At 71.6% G+C, this 17,987-nt stretch carries 15 protein-coding genes; 12 read left to right on the forward strand and 3 right to left on the reverse strand.

All coding sequences use genetic code 11. The features are described 5' to 3' along the window. Positions 1-4: 4 nt before the first annotated feature. From Cba03nite_RS07665 to Cba03nite_RS07690, 6 genes are all read left to right on the forward strand, one after another. Entirely contained in the window at positions 5-1,111 is a 1,107-nt protein-coding gene (locus Cba03nite_RS07665; protein ID WP_203743526.1) for an SDR family oxidoreductase, read from the forward strand. An 11-nt stretch (positions 1,112-1,122) separates the two neighbouring features. Next, positions 1,123-1,698 (forward strand): ferritin family protein, encoded by a 576-nt coding sequence (locus Cba03nite_RS07670; protein WP_203743528.1) that lies wholly within the window; start codon positions 1,123-1,125, stop codon positions 1,696-1,698. Positions 1,699-1,701: 3 nt separating this feature from the next. Beyond that, positions 1,702-1,971 carry an acyl carrier protein gene (locus Cba03nite_RS07675; RefSeq protein ID WP_203743530.1) on the forward strand — a complete coding sequence of 90 codons (270 nt, stop codon included), beginning with the start codon at positions 1,702-1,704 and terminating at the stop codon, positions 1,969-1,971. Next, positions 1,964-4,258, forward strand: a complete 2,295-nt coding sequence (locus Cba03nite_RS07680; RefSeq protein WP_203743532.1) for an MMPL family transporter — start codon at positions 1,964-1,966, stop codon at positions 4,256-4,258. Before Cba03nite_RS07675 ends, Cba03nite_RS07680 begins: the two co-directional genes overlap by 8 nt. Continuing rightward, a complete protein-coding gene (locus Cba03nite_RS07685; RefSeq protein WP_203743534.1) occupies positions 4,255-4,833 on the forward strand; it encodes a methyltransferase family protein in 579 nt (192 codons plus the stop codon). The genes Cba03nite_RS07680 and Cba03nite_RS07685 overlap by 4 nt, the downstream gene beginning before the upstream one ends. A gap of 82 nt (positions 4,834-4,915) precedes the next feature. Beyond that, a complete protein-coding gene (locus Cba03nite_RS07690) occupies positions 4,916-6,586 on the forward strand; it encodes an AMP-binding protein (RefSeq protein ID WP_203743536.1) in 1,671 nt (556 codons plus the stop codon). 94 nt (positions 6,587-6,680) lie between these two features. Here Cba03nite_RS07690 and Cba03nite_RS07695 read toward each other — a convergent pair whose 3' ends face one another. Beyond that, entirely contained in the window at positions 6,681-7,865 is a 1,185-nt protein-coding gene (locus Cba03nite_RS07695) for a pyridoxal phosphate-dependent aminotransferase (protein WP_203743538.1), read from the reverse strand. Positions 7,866-8,082: 217 nt separating this feature from the next. Then, positions 8,083-10,680, reverse strand: coding sequence for a M4 family metallopeptidase (locus Cba03nite_RS07700; protein WP_239125548.1), 2,598 nt, complete (start codon positions 10,678-10,680; stop codon positions 8,083-8,085). A gap of 256 nt (positions 10,681-10,936) precedes the next feature. Here Cba03nite_RS07700 and Cba03nite_RS07705 point away from each other — a divergent pair, with 256 nt between their 5' ends. From Cba03nite_RS07705 to Cba03nite_RS07715, 3 genes are all read left to right on the forward strand, one after another. Further along, entirely contained in the window at positions 10,937-11,509 is a 573-nt protein-coding gene (locus Cba03nite_RS07705) for a winged helix-turn-helix domain-containing protein (protein WP_203743540.1), read from the forward strand. A gap of 18 nt (positions 11,510-11,527) precedes the next feature. Beyond that, positions 11,528-12,778 carry an MFS transporter gene (locus Cba03nite_RS07710; RefSeq protein WP_203743542.1) on the forward strand — a complete coding sequence of 417 codons (1,251 nt, stop codon included), beginning with the start codon at positions 11,528-11,530 and terminating at the stop codon, positions 12,776-12,778. Between the two features lie 116 nt (positions 12,779-12,894). Continuing rightward, complete coding sequence (locus Cba03nite_RS07715) at positions 12,895-13,329, forward strand: DoxX family protein (protein WP_203743544.1); 435 nt, start codon at positions 12,895-12,897, stop codon at positions 13,327-13,329. Positions 13,330-13,422: 93 nt separating this feature from the next. Here the strand turns inward: Cba03nite_RS07715 and xylA are convergent, their stop codons facing one another. Continuing rightward, positions 13,423-14,607 carry a xylose isomerase gene (xylA, locus tag Cba03nite_RS07720; protein ID WP_203743546.1) on the reverse strand — a complete coding sequence of 395 codons (1,185 nt, stop codon included), beginning with the start codon at positions 14,605-14,607 and terminating at the stop codon, positions 13,423-13,425. A gap of 97 nt (positions 14,608-14,704) precedes the next feature. On the opposite strand from xylA, the gene Cba03nite_RS07725 reads away from it, so the two are divergent. The 3 genes from Cba03nite_RS07725 to Cba03nite_RS07735 all read left to right on the forward strand — a co-directional run bounded on the left by Cba03nite_RS07725 (position 14,705) and on the right by Cba03nite_RS07735 (position 17,924). After that, complete coding sequence (locus Cba03nite_RS07725) at positions 14,705-15,883, forward strand: ROK family transcriptional regulator (protein WP_308442749.1); 1,179 nt, start codon at positions 14,705-14,707, stop codon at positions 15,881-15,883. Between the two features lie 54 nt (positions 15,884-15,937). Further along, complete coding sequence (locus tag Cba03nite_RS07730) at positions 15,938-16,501, forward strand: DUF4126 family protein (protein WP_203743550.1); 564 nt, start codon at positions 15,938-15,940, stop codon at positions 16,499-16,501. A 154-nt stretch (positions 16,502-16,655) separates the two neighbouring features. Then, complete coding sequence (locus Cba03nite_RS07735; protein WP_203743552.1) at positions 16,656-17,924, forward strand: ABC transporter substrate-binding protein; 1,269 nt, start codon at positions 16,656-16,658, stop codon at positions 17,922-17,924. Positions 17,925-17,987 lie beyond the last annotated feature (63 nt).

Here is a 17,987-nt window from a genome sequence, read left to right on the forward strand (position 1 = left end):
ACGCATGGGCATCCTGATCACCGGAGCCGACGGCTACCTGGGCCGCCGTGCCGTGTCGGCGCTGCTGGAGACGACCGGCGACGAGTTCGTGCTCGCGGTGCGCGCCGCCGACGCCGCCGAGCTGGCCGCCAAGCGCGACCGGCTCGACGCCGAGCTGGGCGCGGCCGGACACGGCCGGGTCACCGTCGTGGGGGCGGACCTGACCCGCGACGACGCGCTCGCCGACGTCGATCCGCGCCGGGTGACCGCGATCGTGCACGCCGCGGCCGTCACCCGGTTCAGCGTCGACCGGGAGACCGCGCAGCGGGTCAACGTGGACGGCACCGTACGGCTGGCCCGGTTCGCCCGGCGCTGCCCGGACCTGCGCCGCTTCACGCTGCTGTCCACGCTGTACACCGCGGGCCGGCACACCGGCGACGTGCCCGAGCGCCGCCACGAGGACGCCGGGTTCGTCAACTTCTACGAGTGGTCCAAGTGGCGGGCCGAGCAGCACCTGTTCGACAGCGGGCTGCCGCTGTCGGTGCTGCGGCTGCCGACCGTCATCGCCGAGGACGACGGCGGCACGGTGGTGCAGTACAACGCCTTCCACAACACGCTCAAGCTGTTCTACTACGGCCTGCTGTCGCTGATGCCGGGCGAGCCGTCGACCCCGCTGGCACTGGGCACCGCGGCGTTCACCAGCGCGGCCGTCGCGCACCTGGTCCGGCCCGAGGTCCCGGCCGGGATCTACCACGTCACCCCGGACCCGGCGCAGACGCTGACCCTGGGGCAGCTCATCGACCTGACGTTCGACGTGTACGAGCGCGACGACAACTTCCGGCGGCGCAACCTCATGCGCCCGATCTACTGCGACCGGCAGAGCTTCGACGACATGGTGGACATCGCCCGGCGGCTCAAGGGCGGCCCGATCGAGCAGGCGGTGGCCTCGGTCGCCCCGTTCGGCACGCAGCTCTACCTGCACAAGACGTTCCGCAACGAGGCGCTGCGCGCGGCCTGGCCGGGCTACGCGGCGCCCGATCCGCTGGCGCTGGCCGACGCCGTCTGCGACCACCTGGTCGCGTCGCGGTGGGGCAGGCAGCCGGTGACCCGTCAGCTGGAGGGCGCGCTGTGAACAAGCAGGCCGTGAGCGAGAACGAGCGCTGGCTGCTCAGCTACTACCGGGCCTCGGAGATCAACGGGGCGCTGTTCTTCGGGCGGGTGGCGCGGACCGTACGCGGGCCGCTGCTGGTCGACGTCACGCACCACTTCACCGACGAGGCCAACCACGCCAACTACTGGACGAAGTGCCTGGACGACATGGACCTGACGCCGGTCCCTCAGAACCGCGCCTACCAGGACCAGTATCTGGAGGCGGTCGGCATGCCGGCCAACGTCATGGAGGTCATGGCGATCACGCAGGTCTTCGAGAAGCGGGTGATCGGCCAGTACGGCCGCCACCAGCGCTACGCGGGCACGCATCCGCTGGCGAAGGCGACCATCCAGAAGATCATGCTCGACGAGCGCTGGCACGTGAAGTACGTCCGCGACGCCCTCGCCGACCTGTCCGGCAAGTACGGGGCCGAGCTGATCGACACGACGCTGGCCCGGTTCACCGCCGCCGACGACGAGGTCTACGCCAAGACGCTGGAGGAGTACGGCCAGCGCCTGGAGTTCCTCGGCGAGACCACCGAGCACTACCACGGAACCGAAACGGAGTAATCGATGCAGGCCACCTTCGCGGCCGTCGCCGAGCGGATCAGCGTCACCTCGGGTGTCGCGGTCGACCGGCTGCGCCCCGAGACGACGCTGAAGGAACTCGCCCTGGACAGCTTCCTGCTGGTCGAGATGGCCGTCGACCTGCAGGAGGAGTTCGACGCCATCTTCACCCAGGAGGACCTGCACCGGGTGAGCACGGTCGGGGACCTGGTCGAGCTGCTGAACACCTCGGGGGCCGCCGACGTGCGGGCCCGCGCGGCGGCCGACCATGGCTGAGCGTTTCGCGCACGCGATCCGCCGCTATCGCTGGCTGCTGCTGGCCGCCTGGCTCGTGGTGCTGACCGGGGCCGGGGTCGCCGCGCTGCCGCTGGCCGGCAAGCTCAGCGGCGGCGGCTGGTACGTCTCCGGCTCCGACTCCCAGCTCGCCGCCCAGGCGCTGCGCTCGGGCTTCACCGGCCGGGGCGAGAGCAACCTGGTCGTGCTCGTCCACGACGAGCGGCACACCGTCGCCGACCCGCAGTTCGCCGAGCGCGCCGGGCGGGCGGTCAACGCCGTGCTGGACGACGACCGGCTGGACGCGGCCAGCTCGTACGGCTGGATGAGCCTCACCGGCGACGGGCGCGACGCGTTCGTCGGCGACGACCGGCGCACCGTGGTCACCCTGGTCGGCCTCGACGTCGACGACGGCACCGCGCGCCGGGTGCTGCCCGACGTGCAGGGCGAGCTGGCCGACCGGTTCGCCGCCGAGGGCCTGCGGGTGTCGCTGGTCAGCGCCGCGTCCCTGTTCGGCGAGATCAACGCGCTGAGCCAGAGCAGCCTGACCGAGGCGGAGCTGATCGCGTTCCCGCTGATCCTGGTCATCCTGCTGTGGCTGTACCGCAGCGTGGTCGCCACCGCGGTGTCGTTCGTGGTCAGCATGACCGCGCTCGGCCTCACCTTCGGCCTGCTGTCGCTGCTGGCCAGCCGGTTCGAGCTGTCCATCTTCGTGCAGAACGCCGCCACGATGATCGGCCTCGGCGTCAGCGTCGACTACTCGCTGATAATCATCTCCCGGTACGCCGAGGAGCTGCGCCGTGGCCGGGACCGCTTCGAGGCGCTGGTCACCACGCTGCGCACCAGCGGCGAGACGGTGCTGTTCTCCGGCCTGATCGTGGCCCTGTCCACGTCCGCGCTGTTCCTGGTGCCGCTCAACGTGATCGGCTCGATCGCGCTCGGCATCGTGCTGGTGGTGGCGTTCGCGGTGCTCAGCAGCGTGCTCGTGCTGCCCGTGGTGCTCTACCTGCTCGGCGACCGGGTGCTCAAGGGCGCGGTCAAGCTGCCCGGCGGCCGGGCCCGCTCGCTGGAGGTCTCCGAGAACCCCTGGTACCGGCTGGCCATGCGGATCATGCGCCGCCCGGTGCTGTGGCTGCTGCCCCCGGCGATCGCGCTCATCGCGCTGGCCGTGCCCGGCCTGGGCATGAGCACGTTCACGCCGGACGCCCGGGTGGTGCCGACGTCCTCGCCGGTCCGTTACGGCTACGACCTGATGCGCGAGCAGTTCGGCACCGGCGCCGCCTCGCCGATGCAGGTCGTGGTGACCGTCGCGGGCGAGCTGAACGACGCGCACGGCGCGGCGCTGACCGGCCTGGCCGAGCGGCTGCGCGGCCTGCCGCACGTCGAGCGGGTCGACTCGCCGCTGGACGTGCTGCGCGCGGTCGACCCGGCCCGCCCGGTCGCGGCGCTGGCCGGGCTGGACCGGATGCCGGCCGACGCCCGGCAGACCGTCGAGCACTTCGTCTCCGCCGACCGCGACACCGTCGTGCTGGAGGTCATCCCGGACGGCGACGCGGCCAGCCCGGGGGTCATCGCCCTCTACGACCAGGTGCGGGCCGAGGTGGCGAAGCTGCCGTCGGACAGCTTGCGCGGCGTCGTCGGCGGGGAGACCGCCGAGGGCGTCGACGCGAACCAGGCGATCAGCGACAAGCTGCCGTACGTCCTGGGCATCATGCTCCTGATCATCTACGTGCTGCTGCTGGTGACGTTCCGGTCGCTGCTGCTGCCGCTGAAGGCGATCGTGCTCAACCTGCTGTCGGTCGGTGCGACGTTCGGCCTGCTGGCGATCGTGTTCCAGCACGGCTTCGGCGTCGAGCTGCTCGGCACCGTCAGCCACGGGTACGTGCAGAACTTCGTGCCGATCCTGCTGCTGGCCATCCTGTTCGGGCTGAGCACCGACTACGAGGTGTTCCTGCTCAACCGGGTCCGGGAGGAGTGGCAGCGCACCGGCGACGACACCGTCAGCGTCGCCACCGGCCTGGCCCGCACCGCGCCGCTGATCTCCGGCGCGGCGGTGCTGATGCTCGCCGTGTTCGGCGCGTTCACCCTCACCGGCATCAACCCGATCCAGCAGCTCGGCTTCGGCCTCGCCGTCGCCGTAGCGCTGGACGCCACCCTGATCCGCCTGGTCATCGTGCCCGCCTCGATGCGCCTGATGGGCCGGTGGAACTGGTGGCTGCCGGGTCGCCGCCCCACCGCCACCCCTGTTTCGTCACCCGCCCTGCCCGTACGAGAGGACGCCCTGCGTTGAACGAGCCCGTCCTGGTCCTGCTGACCCTGAACTTCGCGTTCATCGGCATCCTGCCGCGGATCTTCTTCCGGTCCGACGGTTCGCTCAACGCCCGCTGGTGGGCGACGGCGAGCCCGTTCTTCGTGGCCTGCCTGTTCCTGGTGGGGGCGTACTTCGCCGACTGGGCCGCGCTGGCGCCCGCGTCGTGGCTGCGGTGGCTCGCGGTGGCGGCGGTGCCGTTCAGCGTCGCGTCGGTGGCGCTGATCTGGATGACGCTCGGCACGCACCGCATCCCGATCTCGCTGTGGCACCAGGAGAATGACGCGCCGCGCAGCATCGTCACCTACGGCGCGTACCGCTGGATCCGGCACCCGTTCTACGCGTCGTTCATCTTCGCGCTGTTCGCCGCGCTGCTCTACCACCCGCACTGGGTCACCGGCGCCACGTTCCTCTACGGCGTGATCGCGCTGAACCTGACGGCCGCCCGCGAGGAGCGCCGCCTGGCGGTCTCCGAGTTCGGCGCGGAGTACCAGGAGTACATGGGCCGCACCGGGCGGTTCACGCCGAGGCTGGGCGCACCCGTCAGGGTCGCCTGACACGCGGCTCCAGGGATGCGGGGGTGTCCCTGGAGCCGCCTTCTCCGCAGCAGACGACACCGGCCAGACCAGGGGGGACGACGTGCCGGACATCCACACCGGATGGCTAACGCAGCCGCATCCGGACCGCGGGGTGCACCTCGCCGACGAGACCGGCGGCTGGACCTACGCCTCCTACCCGGAGCTGGCCACCGCCGCCCGGCGCATGGCGGCGCAGCTCGTCGCGGCCGGGGTGCGCCCCGGTGACGCGGTGTGTGTGCTGATGCCCACCGGCTATCCGGTGCTCACCGTGATCTACGGGGTGTGGGCGGCCGGCGCGGCGATCTGCCCCGTCGTGCCGCCCAGCTTCCAGCGCGAGGACGAGTACGTCGCGCACGTCGCCGCGATCCTGGAGCAGGCGCAGCCGAGCCTCGTGGTGACCAGCGCCGGGCTGGAGCCGGTCGCGGTGCGGGCGATGGCCGCCGCCGGGCGGTCCGACAAGCCGCTGCTGCCGTGCGCGGACGCGACCGACGAGCTGACGCCGCAGCCGCGCGGCGAGCTGGCGCTGCTCCAGTTCACCTCCGGGTCCACCGGCCGCCCGCGCGGCGTGCGGGTGACCTGGGACAACCTGGCGGCCAACTTCCGGATCATCGCGCGGATGAACGCGTGGCGCGACGGCGACGCGATGGCGTCGTGGCTGCCGCTCTACCACGACATGGGGCTGATCGGGCTGTTCCTGTTCCCGATCTGCCACCAGGGCTCGCTGTGGCTGATGCGCCCGGACCAGTTCATCCGCGACCCGCTGCGCTGGCTGGCCTGCTTCGCGCCGGGCAAGGCCACGGCGTCGGCGTCGCCGTCGTTCGCGTTCGCGTACGCCACCCGCCGCGTCAAGCCGGAACGGCTGGCGGGCCTGGACCTCACCGAATGGAAGTCGGTCTGCATCGGGGCGGAGACCACCGACGTCGCGGCGCTGGCCGGGTTCGCCCGGTTCGCCGCCGGGACCGGGTTCCGGCCGCAGACCTTCCAGCCGTCGTACGGCCTGGCCGAGTGCACCCTGGCCGTCACCTCGCCGCCGCCCGGCGAGCTGTCCGAGGTGGTCCGGCCCGACTGGGCGAAGCTGCGTTTCGGCGAGCCGGTGCAGCTCGACGCCAAGGGACGGCTGTCCGAGGCCGACACCCCGCCCGGCTCCGGCTGGATGATCGGCCACGGGCTGCCCGACCCGGCGGACGGGCTGACCGTGCGCCTGGTCGACCACGACGGCCGCGAGTTGCCCGACGGCTGCCTCGGCGAGATCGCGGTCCGGGGCAGCTCCGTCGCCGCCGGATACCACGCGGGCCGGGAGGGTGTCTCGTCCCGCTTCGTCGACGGCGAGCTGCGCACCGGCGACGCGGGTTTCCTCCACGAGGGCCAGCTGTACGTGCTGGGCCGGATGGGGGAGAGCGTCAAGCTGCGCGGGCGCAACGTGTACGTCGAGGACCTCGACGTCAAGGTCGCCGCCGCGGCCGGGGTGGAACGCGGGAGCGTCGTCGTGGTGGGCGCGCTCCGTGAGGGCCGCCCGGGGCTGGTCGTCTTCGTCGAGGCGAGCCCCGGCCCGTGGACCGAGGACGTGGCCGCCCAGCTGCGCGGCGAGTTCGGCCCCGACCCGTTCCTGACCGTGGTCGCCGGCCGCCGCGGCGTGATCCACCGTACGTCCAGCGGCAAACCGCGGCGGCGCCACATGTGGGAGCTGCTCCAGTCCGGCGCGATGCCACGCGCCACCGTCAGCCACCACTGAAGACGGCCAGGGAGCGGGCCGTCGATCGACCGCGGGACCGGGCAGCCCGCGGTCGGCCGGGCCGCCGCGGGCGGGCACCCGCGGCGGCCCGGTTCTACTGCTTGAGCCGGGCCACGGCGTCGGCGATCACCTCGGGGCGCTTGCAGAACGCGAACCGCACCAGGTGCCGCCCCGCGTCCACGTCGTCGTAGAACACCTGCGCCGGGATCGCCACCACGCCGCTGCGCTCGGGCAGCCCGAGGCAGAACTCGATGCCGTCGCTGCCGCCCAGCGGCCTGATGTCGGTGGTGATGAAGTACGTCCCCTCGGCGGCGAGCACCCCGAACCCGGCCTCGGCCAGCCCCGCCCGGAGCTGGTCACGCCGCTCCTGAAGGCCCGCGGTGAAACCGGTGAAGTAGTCGTCGGGCAGGCCCAGCGCCACCGCGACCGCGGGCTGGAACGGCCCGGCGTTGACGAAGGTGAGGAACTGCTTGACCCGCAGCACCGCCGACACCAGCGCGGCCGGTCCGCTGGCCCAGCCCACCTTCCAGCCCGTGCAGGAGAACGTCTTGCCCGCCGACGAGATGCGCAGCGTGCGCTCGCGCATGCCGGGCAGCGACGCCAGCGGGAGGTGCGGCGAGCCGGCGTCGTCGAAGACCAGGTGCTCGTAGACCTCGTCGGTCACCGCGTACGCCCCGAACTCCTGGCACAGCTGCGCGATGAGGGTCAGCTCCTCGCGGGTGAACACCTTGCCGGTCGGGTTGTGCGGGGTGTTGAGCAGCACCAGCCTGGTGCGCGGCCCGAACGCGGCGCGCAGCTCGGCCGGGTCGAACCCGTAGCGCCCGCCGTCGCCCGGCCGCAGCGTCACCGGCCGCCGCACCGCCCCCGCCAGCGCGATGCTCGCCGCGTACGAGTCGTAGTACGGCTCGAAGCAGACCACCTCGTCGCCCGCCTCGCACAGGCCCAGGATCGCGGCCGCGATCGCCTCGGTCGCCCCCGCGGTGACCACGACCTCACCGTCCGGGTCGTACTCCAGTCCCCAGAACCGGCGCTGGTGCGCGGCGACCGCCTGGCGCAGCACCGGCAGCCCCGGACCGGGCGGGTACTGGTTGTACCCCTCGCGCAGCGCCCTCGCGGCCGCGTCCAGCATCTCCGCCGGGCCGTCGGTGTCAGGGAAGCCCTGCCCGAGGTTCACCGCGCCCGTCTTGAGCGCGAGCGCCGACATCGTCGCGAAGATCGTCGTCCCGAACGGGCGCATCCGCTCCACCAGCGGATCGCCCCCGAAGTTCCCAGCCGTCATGCCCCCATCTTCACCCACCCCTGTGAACAACCCGCCCCCGGCCGCGCCTCACCAGCCGTCGCCAAGATCGCGTCGATCTTGCGCGAACTGTTGCCCATTTGCCCGGTTGGTGCGTGTCGTACCCACACATCGCGCAAGATCGGCGGGGGAGGGGAGGAACAAAGAGGGGCGCTGCCCCGGCGGGAGGGCCGGGGCAGCGCCTTGGGGGGTGGTGGGGTTAGAGGGTGAGGGTCCAGGTGTTGATGTAGCCGGTGTCGGCCGAGGCGGCGTCCTGGACGCGGAGGTTCCAGGTGCCGTTCTTGACCTCGCTGGACAGGTTGACCGTGTAGGTCTGGTTGATGTTGTCGGTGCTGCCGCCGGCGCGGTTGTGCAGCACGTAGGTCGAGCCGTCGGGCGCGACGAGGGTGACCACCAGGTCACCGATGTAGGTGTGCACGATCTGGACCGCGACGGTGGACGTCGACGACGCGTTGCCCGAGCAGCCCGCGAGGGTGATCGGGCTGTTGACGGTGGTGTTGTCCGGGATCGTCACGTCGGTGCCGTTGGTGCCGGTGCAGGCGGGGGTGCCGCCGCCGACCAGGTTCAGCGTCCACGTGTCGATGGTGCCGGTGTCCGCCGACGCCGCGTCCTGCACCCGCAGCTTCCAGGTGCCGTTCGCGACCTCGCTGGACAGGTTCACCGTGTAGGTCTGGCTGATGTTGTCGGCGCTGCCGCCCGTGCGGTTGTGCAGCAGGTAGGTCGAGCCGTCCGGCGCGACCAGGTTCACCACCAGGTCACCGATGTAGGTGTGCAGGATGTTGACCGCGACCGTGCTGCCGGCTCCGGCGTTGCCGGTGCAGCCGCTGATCGTGATGGACGACTCCACGGTGGTGTTGTCGGGGACCGCCACGTCGGTGGAGTTGGTGCCGGAGCAGCCGGGCGGGCCGTTGACGGTCAGGTTGAACGTCACGGTCCGGGTCGAGCTGGCGCCGGTGCCGGTGATGGTCACCGCGTACGTGCCGGGCGTGGTGCTGCCGGTGGTGGCGATGGTCAGCGTCGAGGTGCCGCCCGCCGAGGTGATCGACGTGGGGCTGAACGACGCGGTGGCGCCCGCGGGCAGGCCGGAGGCGGTCAGGTTGACCGTCTGGGCGCTGCCGTTGGTCAGCGTGGACGTGATGGTGCTGCTGATCGAGCTGCCCGGGTTGACCGAACCCGACGACGGCGCGGCCGCCAGCGAGAAGTCGTTGCCCGCCGGGCAGGCGGCGTCGTTGCCGGCCACGTTGACCGCGGTCCAGGCGGCCTGCACGGTCTTGTACTCCAGCGAGCACAGGCCGTAGAGGTCGGTGGCCGCCGACAGCGTGTACGCCCGCGACGTGTTGCCGGGGTTGCTGGTCAGCACGTAGCGGGTGCTGGAGGTGAAGTACACGTCCAGCGCGCGGTACCAGATCTTCTCGGCCTTGGTGCGGCCGATGCCGACCACGGCCGGGGCCGAGCCGCAGACCGGGCTGGTGCCGTACGCGGTCGCGCCGGTGCCCTCGGCCAGGTTGAAGAAGAAGTGGTTGCCGGGGCCCGACGAGTAGTGCACGTCGACGTTCTGCGTGCTGGTCGACCAGCAGCCGTGCGACGAGCCGTCGAGGGTCGGGTTGTACATGTAGCGCAGCGGCGTGCCGTTGCCGTTGATGTTGATCTTCTCGCCGACCTGGTAGTCGCCCGGGTCGTTCGGCGCGGCGGCGTAGAACTCCACCATGTTGCCGAAGATGTCCGAGGTGGCCTCGTTGAGGCCGCCGGACTCACCGGAGTAGACCAGGCCCGCCAGGGCCTCGGTGACGCCGTGGCTCATCTCGTGGCCGGCCACGTCCAGCGACACCAGCGGGCGGCTGTTGCCCGAGCCGTCGCCGTAGGTCATCTGCGCGCCGTCCCAGAACGCGTTGACGTACGCGTTGCCGTAGTGGACGCGGCTGGGCACGCCCGTGCCGTTGCCGAAGATGCCGTTGCGGCCGTGCACGTTCTTGAAGTAGTCGAACGTCTTCGCCGCGCCGAAGTGCGCGTCGGCGCCGGCGGACTGCCGGTTGGCGTTGGTGCCGTCGCCCCAGATGTTGTCGGCGTCGGTGAAGTTGGTGCAGGTCGACGTGCCGTTGTTCATGTCGCAGGTGCGGCCGTTGCCGTGCGACGGGTCGATCATCGTGTACGTCGAGCCGGACAGGGTCGTGTCGACGGTGACGGCGCCGGAGTAGATGCTGTTGCCGGTGCCGTTGACGTGCTTGACCTCGTCGAACGAGCCGATGTACGCGCCGCTCGCCGCGTCGGTGATGACGTGCAGCTTCGACGGGGTCTGGCCGTCGGGGCGCATGCCCGCCACGACGGTCTCCCAGGCCAGCCGGCCCTTGCCGCTGCTCGCGTCGACGAACAGCTCGGGCGTGCCGACCGTGCTCACGGTGCCGCTGAAGCGGCCGCGGGCGGCTTGGGCGGCCTTGGCGCTGGTGACCTTCGGGGTGGTCGACAGCGTCAGCGGGGCCTCCAGGCCGACCGACGATCCCTTGTAGACGCCGTTGGCGCCGGTGTGCACGACGAAGTCGCCGCCGTACACCCGCAGGCCCTGGAACGTGCGCTCGTAACGCACGTGGGTGCCGCTGGCGTCGCTGATGCTGCGGTCGATGCGGTAGGCGTCGCCCGATGCCGCGCGAACGTCGGACGGGTGTTCCGCGAGGGCGCGTTCGGCGGCGGCGACGCCGACCGGCGAGGCGCCTGCGGGCGCCGCGCTGCCGGAGGTTGCCGACACCGACAGCATGGCGCCCACGAGTAGGGCGACACTGCCGGCCGCGAGGGTTCTTTTCACGAGTCCTCCCCGACTCAGTGGAGTGTGACGGTAGCCACTGAGAGCTATGTATATAGAAGCTGTGAGAACTTTGGAAGGCCTAGGCATCCCTGACCTTCGATGAAAGAACTTTCGTGAGTGCTGCTGAGCGCGGGGTACTCGGCAGTACCGGCAGCGACACATGATCGACTTATCTCGATCGAAGGACCGGTATGTCGGATACGCGACGGTGCGGGCCGGCTTTCTAGAGGAAGCTTTCTAAAGCTATCTTTAGAATATGTCCGAGCGTCCTGCCGTCGCCCTCAGCGACCCCCTCGCCCTGCGCGCGTACGCCCACCCGCTGCGCATGTCCCTGGTCGGCCTGCTGCGCCGGGAGGGCCCGCTCACCGCGACCCAGGCCGCCGGCCTGCTCCGGGAGAGCGTGCCCAGCTGCTCCTTCCACCTGCGCCAGCTCGCCAAGTACGGCCTGGTCGAACGGGTCGAGGGCGCCGACGCGCGGGAGAAGCCGTGGCGCGCCACCGCGCTCTCCACCACCTGGACCGCCGCCTCCGACGACCCCGAGATCCGGGCCGCCGCCGACCACCTCGACGCGGTCGTCATCCGCCGCCTCTACGACCGCGCCATGCAGTGGCTGGGCCGCCGCGACGCCGACCCGCCCGCGTGGCGGTCCGTCACAGGTCCAGGAGACGACCTCGCCTACCTCACACCCGAGGAGCTGGGCGAGCTGTCCCGGCGCATCGACGCGCTGTTCGACGAGTACCGGCCGCGCCAGGCCGATCCGTCGCTGCGGCCGCCCGGCGCCCGCCCCGTGCACCTCGGCTACTACGTGACGACCCTCGAGCAGCGCTGACCCCCGGAGGCACCCCTCATGACCGCCACCGCCACCCCCGCCGCCACCCGTGGCTGGATCCCACCCCTGCTGCGGCAGACCCCCTTCCGCCGGTACTGGACCGGGCAGAGCGTCTCGCTGCTCGGCGATCAGATCACCGAACTCGCCCTGCCCCTGTTCGCGGTGCTCGTCGCGGCGGCCGGGCCCGCCGAGATGGGCTACCTGACCGCCGCCGCGCTCGTGCCCAACCTGCTGTTCTCCCTGCTGTTCGGCGGCTGGGCCGACCGCCGGGCGTACAAGCGGCAGATCATGGTCGCCGCCGACGTGGCCCGCGCGGTCGCCCTGCTCGCCGTCCCGGCCCTCTACCTGCTCGGCACGCTGGACATGACACAGCTCTACCTCGTCGCGTTCACGGTCGGCACGTTCAGCGTGCTGTTCGAGGTGTGCCGGAGCACGCTGTTCGTGTCGCTGGTCTCCCGGGACGACTTCCTGCAGGCGAACGCGCTGCTCAATGGCTCGCGCGCGTTCTCGACGGTGGCCGGGGCCAGCGTGGGCGGCGTGCTGGTGCGGCTGGTCGGCGCACCGTTCGCGCTGCTGCTCGACGCGCTGTCGTTCGTCTTCTCCGCCGTCATGATCGCCAGGGTCGAGGTCGTGGAGCCCGTGCCCGTCCCGCGGCGCGGCCTCGGCCTCCGGGAGGGCCTCACCTTCATCGCCCGGCACCCGATCATGCGGGCCGCGGTCAGCGCCAGCACCACCATCAACCTGTTCAACTACATGTACGCGGCGCTGGTCATCCTGTACCTCACCACGGAGCTGAACATCTCGGCCGCGGTCCTCGGCGTCGGGCTCGGCCTGGCCGCCGTGGGCGCGCTGATCGGGGCCGCGATCGCCCGGCGCGCCGCCGAGCGGTTCGGCGTCGGTCCCATGTACGTCTTCGGCTACCTGATGTTCCCGGCCCCGCTGATCCTCATCCCGCTCGCCGGCGGGCCGCACTGGCTGGTGCTGGCCATGGTGTTCACCGCCGAGTTCCTGTCCGGCGTCGGCGTCATGCTGCTGGACACCGCGGCCGGGTCACTGCAGGCCAGCGTGATCCCCGATGAGCTGCGGGCCCGGGTCACCGGCGCGCACCGCACCATCAACTACGGCATCCGGCCCGTCGGCGCGCTCGTCGGCGGTGCGCTGGGCACGGCGATCGGGGTACGGGAGACGCTGTGGATCGCCACCGTCGGGGCGCTCGCCGGGGTGCTGTGGCTGCTCGCCTCCCCGATTCCGCGAATGCGCCGGTTGTGAGCACGATTCATAAATCCCGATCGATGGGACAGTTGTTGCTTGATTCAACTGTCTGAATCTAATGTGGAGGACATCCGGGCAAACGACATCCAGATCTCTACCCTGAGGAGACCTCCATGTCCTCCGCCCGTTCGGCTGCGCTCACGCTCGCCCTCTTCCGGGTCGTGACCGGCCTCTTGTTCGCCTTCCACGGCGCGAGTTCCCTGTTCGGCTGGTTCGGCGGCAACCGCGGCTCCGGCCAGGCCGTCGAGTTCGCCGCCTGGCCCGGCTGGTGGGCCGCCCTCATCCAGCTCGCCGGCGGCCTGCTGGTCATCGCCGGGCTGGCCGCCCGCCCGGCCGCGCTGCTCTGCTCCGGCTCGATGGCGTACGCCTACTTCGTCGTACACCAGGAGCTCGGGCTGCTGCCGCTCAACAACGGCGGCGAGACCGCGGCGCTGTTCTGCTGGTCGTTCCTGATCATCGCGGTGCTCGGCCCCGGCGCCTTCGCGGCCGACAACCTCCTGCGCCGCCGCCCCGCCGAAACCCGCCAGGCTCTGGCCACGGCGTCCTGACGCTCGGTAGGTGAAGATCGCCGTCTCGTGTCAGAACCTGGGGTGTGACCTGAGGTTTCGACACGAGACGGCGATCTTCATATGGTGCCCGGGTCAGCGGACGCCGAGGAGGTGCTCCAGGGCGAGCTGGTTGAGCTGGACGAAGGCGCCGCCCTTGGCCGCCTGGGCGTCGACGTCGAAGTCCTCGAACGCGGTGCGGTCGGCCAGCAGGTCGTCGTAGCTCTCGCCCGCGCCCAGGGTCGGCACGGCCAGCTCGTGGTAGCGGGCCGCCTCGCGCGCCTCGGCCACCCGCGGGTCCGCCCGGAACGCCGCGGCGCGCTCCTTGAGCAGCAGGTACGTGCGCATGTTGGCGGCCGCCGAGGCCCACACGCCGTCCAGGTCCTCGGTGCGCGAGGGCTTGTAGTCGAAGTGGCGCGGGCCGGTGTACGCCCGGCCGCCGTCGGCGCCGCCGAACTCCAGCAGCTCCACCAGGAAGAACGCGTTCACGATGTCGCCGTGGCCGAACACCAGGTCCTGGTCGTACTTGATGCCGCGCTGGCCGTTGAGGTCGATGTGGAACAGCTTGCCGTGCCACAGCGCCTGCGCGATGCCGTGCAGGAAGTTCAGGCCGGCCATCTGCTCGTGCCCGACCTCCGGGTTGAGGCCGACCATGTCCTTGTGCTGCAGCGACTCGATGAACGCGAGCGCGTGGCCGATGGTGGGCAGCAGGATGTCGCCGCGCGGCTCGTTCGGCTTGGGCTCCAGCGCGAACTTCAGCCCGTAGCCCCGGTCGGTCGAGTACTGCGCGAGCAGGTCCAGGCCCTCGCGGTAGCGCTCCAGCGCGGTGCGCACGTCCTTGGAGCCGTCGTACTCGGTGCCCTCGCGGCCGCCCCACAGCACGTACGTCTGCGCGCCCAGCTCGGCGGCCAGGTCCATGTTGCGCATGACCTTGCGCAGCGCGTACCGCCGCACGGCGCGGTCGTTGCTGGTGAAGCCGCCGTCCTTGAACACCGGGTGGGTGAACAGGTTGGTGGTCGCCATCGGCACGACCAGGCCGGTCTCGGCCAGCGCGGCCTGGAAGCGCTTGATGACGCGCTCGCGCTCGCTGTCGTCGGACCCGAACGGGATCAGGTCGTCGTCGTGGAACGTCACACCGTACGCGCCCAGCTCGGCGAGGCGGTGCACGGTCTCGACCGGGTCGATCGCGTCGCGGGTGGCGTCGCCGAACGGGTCACGCCCGGCCCAGCCCACGGTCCAGAGGCCGAACGTGAACTTGTCGGCCGCAGTCGGCTGCGTCATGTCATCTCCCTGAAATCTTGTTTGTTCAGCCATTGAACTTATAGGGTGTGGCATTGTCAAGACCATGCCCGCCCGCCCGCCGCGCCGTGATGATCCGGTGCGTCAACGCAGCCTGCGCGACCACAACCTGGCGCTGGTGCTGCGCCAGGTCACGTCCGCGCCCCGGCCGCCGTCGCGGGCCGACATAGCCGCCGCCACCGGCCTGACCAGGGCCACCGTCTCCACCATCGTGGACGAGCTGATCGCCGGAGGGCTGGTCGCCGAACTGCGCCCGGTGTCGCGCTCCGGCGTGGGCCGTCCCGGCACCGGCATCGTGCCCGCCGGCACCGGCCCGGCCGGGCTCGGCATGGAGGTCAACGTCGACTACCTCGCGGTGTGCGCGGTCGACCTGGCCGGCGCGGTCCGCCACCGCGAGCTGCGCCACCTCGACCAGCGCGAGCGCACCCCCGCGCAGACCTGGCGGGCGCTGGCCGGGCTCGCCGACCGCACCGCCGCCGCGGTCGGCGCCCTCGGGCTCGTCCCGGCGGGCGCTGTGATGGCCGTGCCCGGCCTGATCGAGGGCGGCACCATCCGCGTCGCGCCCAACCTGGGCTGGCAGGGGGTGGCCCTGCCCGCCGCGGCGGACTTCCCGGCCCTGCACGGCCTCGACCTCGGCGCGGGCAACGAGGCGACCCTCGCCGCGCTGGGGGAGCGGCACGCCACCGGGCTGGACAGCTTCCTCTACGTGTCCGGCGAGATCGGCGTCGGCGGCGGCATCGTGCTCGACGGGGAGCTGTTCGGCGGCTCGCACGGCTGGGCGGGCGAGATCGGCCACGTCACCATCGACCCGCAGGGCCCGCCGTGCCACTGCGGCGCGCGCGGCTGCCTGGAGCAGTACGCCGGCGAGGAGGCGATCCGGGCCGCGGCAGGCCTGTCCGCCGACGGGGACCGGCCCGTGCTCGCCGGCCTGGCCGACGGCGCCCGTGCCGGCCGCGCGCCCGTGCTCGCCGCGCTGGACCGTGCCGGGACGGCCCTGGGCGTGGCGCTGTCCGGCGCGGTGAACCTGCTCGACATCGCCACGGTGGTGCTGGGCGGCCACTACGCCGAGCTGATCGACTGGCTGCGGCCCGCCCTGGAACGCGAACTGTCTCGCCGCGTGCTCACCGCCGCCTGGTCACCGGTCGAGGTGCGCCCGTCCGCCCTCGGCGCCGACGCGGCCATGATCGGCGCCGCCCGCGCCGTCATCCAGGGCATCCTCGACGACCCCGCCCGCTTCCTCGCCACCCGCACCCCCTGAACCGGCGGGCTCGTTCACCGCGCGCCGTGGCGGTGACCGGCATAGCCTGGTGGCATGGGCGCGATCGCCGTACTGCGGCCGCTGGCGCTGGGCGTGGCCACCGGCATGCGTTCCCAGCTCGGCCTGGCCGCGCTGGCGGTCGCCGTGCAGAGCCGTGGCAAGGCCCGGCGTGAGAAGTCCGGGTTCTCCAAGCTGGTGCAGACGCAGCTGCTGGCGAGTCCGGCCGTGCGCAAGAGCCTGGTGGCCACGGCCGCGGGCGAGATCGTCGCGGACAAGCTGCCGGCCACCCCGAGCCGGCTCAACAAGGGCCCGCTGCTGGCCCGGCTGGCGCTGGGCGGCCTGGCCGGCGGCGTGATCGGCTGGTCCGACGATCGCGGGCTGCGGCGCACCCTCGCCGGCGCGGTGCTGGGCGCGGCGGGCGCGGGCCTGGGCGCCTACGGCGGATACCACGTGCGTGCCCTGCTGGACGCCCGCACGAACGTGCCGGACCGGTACTGGGCGGTCGCCGAGGACGTGACCGCGATCGGGCTGGCCGCGTTCGCCGTGGCGGTGACCGACGACGCCGACACCGCCGCGATCGAGGCGCATGACATGGAGCGAGCGGAACTGACCGTCTGAGCTGGACGGCGGTAGACCGGCGAAGTGCCCGGGATCTCAGTTTTCGCCGTGTCCGGCAACAAATCTGTAACCGGCATTGACACCCGCGTGGCCAGGGGACAAGTCTGTGTGGGCGCATGAGACAACGATGTCAAGAATCTCGGATGGAGGAAGCATGCGTCTTTCCAGGCGTGTGGCGGTCGTGGCCGTCGCGGTCGGGACGATGTTCGCGACCGTGGCCTGTGGCAGCACCGACGAGCCCGGCGCGGCGAGCGCGGACGTCGAGGTCTTCACCTGGTGGGCCGACGGCGGTGAGAAGGCCGGTCTGGACGGCCTGGTCGGGGTATTCGGCACCGACTGCAAGGACTTCAAGTTCGTCAACGGCGCGGTGGCCGGCGGCGCGGGCAGCAACGCCAAGCAGGTGCTGGCCTCGCGGCTGCAGCAGAACGAGCCGCCGGACACGTTCCAGGCGCACGCGGGTGCCGAGCTGTCCGACTACATCAACGACGACCAGGTCGAGGACCTGTCGGCGCAGTACTCCGAGTGGGGTCTGACCAACGCGTTCCCCAAGGGCCTCATCGACAACCTGACCGTGGACGGCAAGATCTACTCGGTGCCGGCCAACATCCACCGCGCCAACGTGCTGTGGAGCAACAAGACCGTGCTGGCCAAGGCGGGCATCACCAAGGACGCGACGACGCTGGAGGGCTTCTTCGCCGACCTTGACAAGCTGAAGGCCGCCGGGGTGGCCGCGCCGCTGGCACTGGGCAAGGACTGGACCCAGCAGATGCTGTTCGAGGCGCTGCTGATCAGCAAGCTCGGCCCGGACAAGTTCAACGCGCTGTGGAACGGCAGCGGCGACTGGGCCGGCGCGGAAATGACCGCGGCGATCAACGACTACAAGAAGCTGCTCACCTACACCAACAAGGACCGGGACACCTTCGACTGGACCGACGCCGAGAAGCTGCTGATGGACGGCAAGGCGGCGTACCAGCTGATGGGTGACTGGGAGGCGGCCGACCTCGACGCCAAGGGCTTCAAGGACTACGGCTGGTCGGTGTTCCCGGGCAACGGCAACGTGTTCCAGTGGCTGGCCGACTCGTTCGTGCTGCCCAAGGGCGCCAAGAACGCCGAGGGCACCAAGTGCTGGCTGAAGACGGTCGGCAGCGCGACCGGCCAGGCCGCGTTCAACCAGAAGAAGGGCTCGATCCCGGCCCGCACCGACGTCGGCACCGACGGCTTCCCGGCGTACCAGCAGGCCGCGATGGCCGACTGGAAGACCGCGACCCAGGTGCCGAGCTGCCCGCACGGCTCGGCCTGCGCGCAGACCTGGCAGGGCGCCGTCTCCTCGGCGCAGGGCAAGTTCTCCAGCGACGGTGACGTCGCCGCGCTGCAGGCGGCGCTGGCGTCGGCCGCAGCGGAGTTCGGCCCGAAGAAGAAGTAGGTTCGCCGCAAGGCAGCGAAGGGCACCCTCCCGAGCCGAGGAGGGTGCCCTTCCTCAACGAGG

The organism is Catellatospora bangladeshensis (assembly GCF_016862575.1).
Classification (GTDB): domain Bacteria; phylum Actinomycetota; class Actinomycetes; order Mycobacteriales; family Micromonosporaceae; genus Catellatospora; species Catellatospora bangladeshensis.

Excerpts from the sequence above, each read along its gene's own strand:
- Cba03nite_RS07710 (WP_203743542.1), top strand. The coding sequence starts at position 11,528 with ATGACCGCCACCGCCACCCCCGCCGCCACCCGTGGCTGGATCCCACCC.
- Cba03nite_RS07680 (WP_203743532.1), top strand. The coding sequence starts at position 1,964 with ATGGCTGAGCGTTTCGCGCACGCGATCCGCCGCTATCGCTGGCTGCTG.
- Cba03nite_RS07715 (WP_203743544.1), top strand. The coding sequence starts at position 12,895 with ATGTCCTCCGCCCGTTCGGCTGCGCTCACGCTCGCCCTCTTCCGGGTC.
- Cba03nite_RS07665 (WP_203743526.1), top strand. The coding sequence starts at position 5 with ATGGGCATCCTGATCACCGGAGCCGACGGCTACCTGGGCCGCCGTGCC.
- xylA (WP_203743546.1), bottom strand. The coding sequence starts at position 14,607 with ATGACGCAGCCGACTGCGGCCGACAAGTTCACGTTCGGCCTCTGGACC.
- Cba03nite_RS07705 (WP_203743540.1), top strand. The coding sequence starts at position 10,937 with ATGTCCGAGCGTCCTGCCGTCGCCCTCAGCGACCCCCTCGCCCTGCGC.
- Cba03nite_RS07675 (WP_203743530.1), top strand. The coding sequence starts at position 1,702 with ATGCAGGCCACCTTCGCGGCCGTCGCCGAGCGGATCAGCGTCACCTCG.
- Cba03nite_RS07730 (WP_203743550.1), top strand. The coding sequence starts at position 15,938 with ATGGGCGCGATCGCCGTACTGCGGCCGCTGGCGCTGGGCGTGGCCACC.
- Cba03nite_RS07695 (WP_203743538.1), bottom strand. The coding sequence starts at position 7,865 with ATGACGGCTGGGAACTTCGGGGGCGATCCGCTGGTGGAGCGGATGCGC.
- Cba03nite_RS07735 (WP_203743552.1), top strand. The coding sequence starts at position 16,656 with ATGCGTCTTTCCAGGCGTGTGGCGGTCGTGGCCGTCGCGGTCGGGACG.